Below are 5,648 nucleotides of genomic sequence, written 5' to 3' on the forward strand. Positions count from 1 at the left end.
AGGGCGCGGCCGCGGGGACCGGCGGGACGCGCCGGGGCGGCGGGACGGCCGCCGGACGGCGGGACGGAGGGGGCCTCAGCCGGTGCCGGTTCCGAGGCCGCCGCGCGCGGTGGAGAGGAGGAGGCCACAACCATTCCCAACGAGAGTCGTCTTGGGCGGGTTATCTGCGCTTTGCACCCGTTTCACCCAGGTAACGTGATCAAGCTCTGTCGTCAACAGGTCGAATAGTAGGCCGGGAGCCGGTGGCCTCCCGGGGTCGGGGGGAACCGAACGTGTCCAGTCCGTACCGGGATCTGCTGTCGGTCCGCGGGGCCCGGTCGTTCGTGGCGGCCGGGTTCGTCGGGCGCATGTCGATGTCCATGACCGGCATCGGGATCGTCCTGCTCGTGTCGGCGGTGACCGGATCGTACGGCATCGCCGGGGCCGTCGCCGCGACCCTGTCGGTCGCGTACGCGGTCGGTGCGCCGCTGAGCGCGCGGCTGGCGGACCGGTACGGGCAGCGGCGCGTGCTGGTGCCGCTGGTGCTGGTCAACTCGGCGGCGTTCGCCCTGCTGATCGCCTCGGACCTGGTCGGGCTGGCGGTGTGGACGCTGTTCCCGCTCGCCGCGCTGGCCGGGGCCACGCAGGTGTCGCTGGGCGCGTGGGTGCGGGCGCGCTGGTCGCACGCGCTGCGGGACCGGCCCGAGCGGCTCCAGACGGCGTTCTCGTTCGAGTCGGTCGTGGACGAGAGCATCTTCGTCGCCGGTCCCATGATCGTGACGGCGCTGTCCACCGGCGTGCACCCGGCGGCGGGCCTGGCCGTGGCGTCGGCGCTGACCCTGGCCGGCTCGCTGGCGCTGGCCGCGCAGCGCGGCACCGAGCCGCCGCCCAGGCCCCGGCAGGAGGGCCACCACGGCGGCGTGCTGGCCAACCCGGCGGTGCGGGTGCTGGTCCCGGTGTTCCTGATGCTGGGCGTGGTGTTCGGCGCGATCGACATCTCGGGGGTCGCGTTCGCCGAGGAGCAGGGCCACAAGGCGATGGCCGGGCTGGTGCTGGGCTGCTACGCGCTGGGCAGCGCGGCGGCGGCGCTCTGGTACGGGGCGCGGGCCTGGGCCAGCCCCCTGGACCGGCGCTTCAAGACCGGCCTGCTGGTGCTGGCGGTGATGATGATCCCGCCGGTGCTGGTGACGGACCTGTGGACGATGATGATCGTGGTGTTCTTCTCCGGCCTGGCGATCTCCCCCTCGGTGATCCCCGGGTACGGGCTGATCGAGCAGCGCGTCCCGCCGCACCAGCTCACCGAGGGCCTGGCGCTGGTGTCCACGATGGTGGGGCTCGGCGTGGCGGCGGGCGCGTCGGCGTCGGGGCGGCTGGTGGACGCCTACGGCTCGTCGGCGTCGTTCCTGGTGCCGCTGGGCGCGGCGGTGCTGGCGGCCGTGGTGGGCGTCGCGGGGGTGCGCGGCAGCGGCCCGTCCATCACGAAAGTGACTCAGCAGTAAATGTGAACTTTCCTCACGATCGCCGGGTCGGTAGAGTCAGCCCATGTCCCCCGTGAGCACCGAGAAGTGGCAGAACTGGGCCGGAAACCAGCAGGTCACGCCCCAGCGCGTCGAGACTCCCCGCAGCACCGAACAGGTCGCCGAGGCGGTGCGCCGGGCCGCCGCCGACGGCCGCACGGTCCGGATGACCGGGACCGGCCACTCGTTCACCGGCGCGGCCGTCGCCGAGGGCGTGCTGCTGCGGCCCACCGGGATGGCCGCCGTGCGGTCCGTGGACACCGCCACCGGCCTGGTGACCGTCGAGGCGGGGCTGACGCTGCGCGCGCTCAACCGGCTGCTCGACGAGCACGGCCTCGCGCTGGCCAACATGGGCGACATCCAGGAGCAGACCGTCGCCGGGGCGCTCCAGACCGCCACCCACGGCACCGGCCGCGACGCCGCGGGCCTGGCCTCCCAGGTCCACGCCCTGGAGATGGTGCTGGCCGACGGGAGCACCGTCACCTGCTCGCGGGAGGAGAACCCCGAGCTGTTCGACGCGGCGCGGGCGGGCGTCGGCGCGCTCGGCGTCATCACCGCGATCACGTGGCGGACCGTCCCGGCGTTCCTGCTGCGCGCCCAGGAGCAGCCGATGCGGTGGGGCGAGGTGCTCGGCCGGGTCGACGAGTTCGACGACGCCAACGAGCACTTCGAGTTCTACTGGTTCCCGCACACCGACGGCTGCCTGACCAAGCGCAACAACCGCACGCAGGGCCCGGCCAGGCCGCTGCCGGGCGTCAAGGCGTGGCTGGACGACCGGTTCCTGTCCAACACGCTGTTCGAGGGCCTGAACCGGATCACCCACCGCGCGCCGGGCGTCACGCCGTTCGTCAACGGCGTCTCCGCCAGGGCCCTGGGCGCGCGCACCTTCAGCGACACCTCCTACAAGGTCTTCACCAGCCCCCGCACCGTGCGGTTCAAGGAGCAGGAGTACGCGATCGCGCGCGAGGAGCTGGTGCCGGCGCTGCGGGAGCTGCGCGCCCTGTTCGAGCGGCGCGACTGGAAGATCAGCTTCCCGATCGAGGTGCGGATGCTGCCCGAGGAGGACGCCTGGCTGTCGATGGCCTACGGGCGGCGGTCGGCGTTCATCGCGGTGCACGTCTACCACCGCGACGCCCACGAGGACTACTTCGGGGGCGTGGAGGAGCTGATGACCTCCCTCGGCGGACGCCCGCACTGGGGCAAGCTGCACACCCGCGACGCCTCCTACCTGGAGACGGTGTACCCGAGGTTCGGCGACTTCCAGGCGCTGCGTAACAAGCTGGACCCCGAGCGCCGCTTCGCCAACCCCTACACCCGCCAGGTGTTCGGCGACTGAGAGCGCGCGTCAGCCGCCGTCACCGGCGGGCTGGTCGCCGCGCACGGACCGGTCCCGGTCGGTGCCGTCCTGACCGCCCTCGGGGGTCTGGCCGCCCCGCGACCCGCTCGGGGACGGGGTCGGCGACGGCGAGGTGGTCGGCTTCCCGGTCGGCTGCTCGGTGGGCCGGGTCGTCGGCCGCCCGGTGGACGGGGACCGCGTCCCGTCGTCCCCGCCGGTGCTCGGATGCGTGGTGGGGGCGTCGGTCGGCGCGGTGGACGGCTGCCCGGACCGCCCGGTCCGCTCGTGGGTCGGCACCGGATCGGGCGTCCGCCGCTCCCCGGAACCGCCGCCGAACACGTTGGACAGCGTGTTGCCCTGGTCCCTGTTGTTGCCGATCGGCGTGCCGGTGAACGACTCGTAGACCGTGATCCCGCCGATCACCAGGGCGAACACCGCCGCCGACGACAGCACCAGCACCTTCCAGCGCTCCCTGGCCCAGTCCAGGGTCGCCCCGGCCGCCGCACTCCAGGACGCCCTGCGGACCGCCTCCTCGGCGACGCCGGACGCCACCTGCCCCGCCACGGCCGTCTCGGGCGGGACGCCGTCCAGCCGGGTGGCGTTCGGATCGCCCCCGGCGGGCGGGTCCAAGCGGGTCGCGCCGGGGTCGAGGCGGGTGGCGTTGGGGTCGCCGGCCAGGTCCGCGGGCCAGACCAGGGTCCGCGTCGGGTCCGGGTCGGTCGCCCGCTCCCCCGCGGCCCGCGCCGCCTCCTCCCGCTCGGCGGCCGCACCCAGGTGCGCGCGCTCCCTGATCTGCTCCCTGCCCTGGTCCAGATAGTGCTTGGCGACGGCCGTGCCCGCCGTCGAGACGACGCTCATGAACGCCGCGCCGATGATCGTCCCGTACACCCCCAGATAGGACGCCCCCACGGCGGCCGCGGCCGTGGCCGCACCACTGGCGATCAGTTGTGTCGTGCTCAACTCGGGCAGCTTGCGCTGCATGAAGGAATCCCCCTGTCCGATCGGCCGTCACTTCCCCCACAACCGGAACTAACGGGACGACGAGCCTTGTTCCGTCTCGCCAACGTGACGATGACAACGCGAAAACACTGGAGCCGTGCCGTCCCGTCAGGCACAGTGTGGAAAAGGATCCACAAGAGTCGGCCAGACCGTCCCCACGCGGTCCGCGGCACGGGCAAGCTTGGTCGGGCACCCTCTTCGAGCACGTGAAGAGGGCTTCGAGAGCGGCGATGTTCGGACATGCCGGGTACGGTGCTGGCAGCAGGTGTGTCCGAAAGACAGACTCGGTAACCCGGGGGAAGGGCACGCATGCGCCCTCGGTGGGCACCGAGGCGGACGGAACGGCGCGGGCGGGCCCGCGACCGGGCCGACGGCCCCGGTGACCTCCGTGCCGTCAGGACAGGGCAGGAAGGACACGCATGCAGGAGCTGCGCCTCGTCGCGGTCAGTGAGGACGGTACGTACCTCGTCCTGGCCACCGCGGGCCGAGGCACCCGGTTCACCCTGCCCGTAGACGACCGGCTGCGCGCCGCGGTCCGTGGGCACTTCTCCCGCCTCGGCCAGTTCGAGATCGAAGTGGAGAGTCCCTTGCGCCCCAAGGAGATCCAGGCCCGCATCCGGTCCGGGGAGACGGCGGAGGAGATCGCCGAGTCCGCCGGCATCCCGGTCGAGCGCGTCCGCTGGTTCGAGGGCCCGGTTCTCCAGGAGCGCGAGTACATGGCCCAGCAGGCGCAGCGCGTCGCCGTCCGGCGGCCCGGCGAGTCCACCCCCGGTCCGCCGCTCGGCGAGACCGTCGAGGAGCGCCTGGGCCGGGGCGGCATCGACCTGGAGGAGGTCGAGTGGGACTCGTGGAAGTGCGAGAACTCGACCTGGCGGGTGCGGCTGTCGTTCTTCGAGGGCGGCCGCCCGCACGCCGCCGAGTGGGTCTTCGACCCGCGCCGCCGCCTGGTGTCGCCGCTGGACGAGGTCGCCGCGCGGCTGACCGCCGTCGAGTGGGAGGACGACACGCTCTCCGACACCGTGACGCCGCTCGTGCCGCGCCGCCCGGCGATGAAGGTCGTCTCCGACAACCGGCCCGACCAGCGTCCGGAGCAGCGTCCGGAGCAGCGGCCCGCGGCCGCGCGCGGCATCCCGGCCGAGGCCGAGCACCCGGGCGAGCCGCGCGAGGTCCAGCGGGAGGTCCAGCGCGAGGCGTCGGTGCACGACTTCGACTCGCGGGAGTACATCGTGGAGCGGGGCCGGATGGTGGACCCGCGCCCGTTCCCCGCCCGCGACCTGTCCGGCGAGCCGCCGATGGCCACCCCGCGCTTCGGCGGGTACGAGCCGGAGCGGGAGGAGCGTCCCGAGCCCGCCGCTGAGGCCGCTGAGGCCGTCGAGGCCCCGCGCCCCGCGCCGGTGCCCAAGCCCAAGCCCGCGCCCGCTCCCGAACCCGCTCCCGAGCCCGCCGCCGAGGAGCCCGCGCCCGCCGTCGCGGAACCGGCCGGGAACGCCGCCGAGACGCCCGCCGAGCCCGCCGAGACCGCTGAGACCGCCGAGGTCACGGAGCCGGAGGAGGCCCCGGCCGCCGCCGAGGCCGAGGAGGGGGCCCCGGCCGAGGAGAGTGCGGAGGCCGCGTCCGAGGCGGAGGCCGCACCGGAGGAGAAGGCCGCCGAGCCCGCGCCGGAGGAGGCCCCGGAGGCCGCCTCCGCGCCGGAGGAGAAGGCCGAGCCCGCCGCCGCCGAGACGGCCGCCGAGGAGCCCGCGCCCGAGGAGCGGCCCGCGTCCCCGGAGGCGCGACCCGCCGCGGAGGCGCCGGCGCCCGCTCCCCCGCCGCGTCCC

The 5,648-nt window shown here is 74.4% G+C and carries 4 protein-coding genes; 3 read left to right on the plus strand and 1 reads right to left on the minus strand.

All coding sequences use genetic code 11. From position 1 onward, the window contains the following. Positions 1 to 272: 272 nt before the first annotated feature. Together AKI01S_RS47860 and AKI01S_RS47865 are read left to right on the plus strand one after the other, a co-directional pair. Complete coding sequence (locus tag AKI01S_RS47860; RefSeq protein ID WP_067833607.1) at positions 273 to 1,478, plus strand: MFS transporter; 1,206 nt, start codon at positions 273 to 275, stop codon at positions 1,476 to 1,478. 43 nt (positions 1,479 to 1,521) lie between these two features. Then, positions 1,522 to 2,832, plus strand: coding sequence for a D-arabinono-1,4-lactone oxidase (locus AKI01S_RS47865; RefSeq protein ID WP_067833610.1), 1,311 nt, complete (start codon positions 1,522 to 1,524; stop codon positions 2,830 to 2,832). 9 nt (positions 2,833 to 2,841) lie between these two features. On the opposite strand, the gene AKI01S_RS47870 is transcribed toward AKI01S_RS47865, so the two are convergent. After that, the gene (locus AKI01S_RS47870; RefSeq protein WP_067833613.1) at positions 2,842 to 3,813 is read right to left on the minus strand and encodes a hypothetical protein; all 972 of its coding nucleotides are present in this window, start codon (positions 3,811 to 3,813) and stop codon (positions 2,842 to 2,844) included. A gap of 437 nt (positions 3,814 to 4,250) precedes the next feature. On the opposite strand from AKI01S_RS47870, the gene sepH reads away from it, so the two are divergent. Continuing rightward, on the plus strand, positions 4,251 to 5,648 hold a 1,398-nt coding region (gene sepH / locus AKI01S_RS47875; protein ID WP_067833616.1), incomplete at its 3' end, for a septation protein SepH.

This window comes from Actinomadura kijaniata NBRC 14229 (genome assembly GCF_001552175.1).
In the GTDB taxonomy this organism is placed as follows: Bacteria; Actinomycetota; Actinomycetes; order Streptosporangiales; family Streptosporangiaceae; genus Spirillospora; species Spirillospora kijaniata.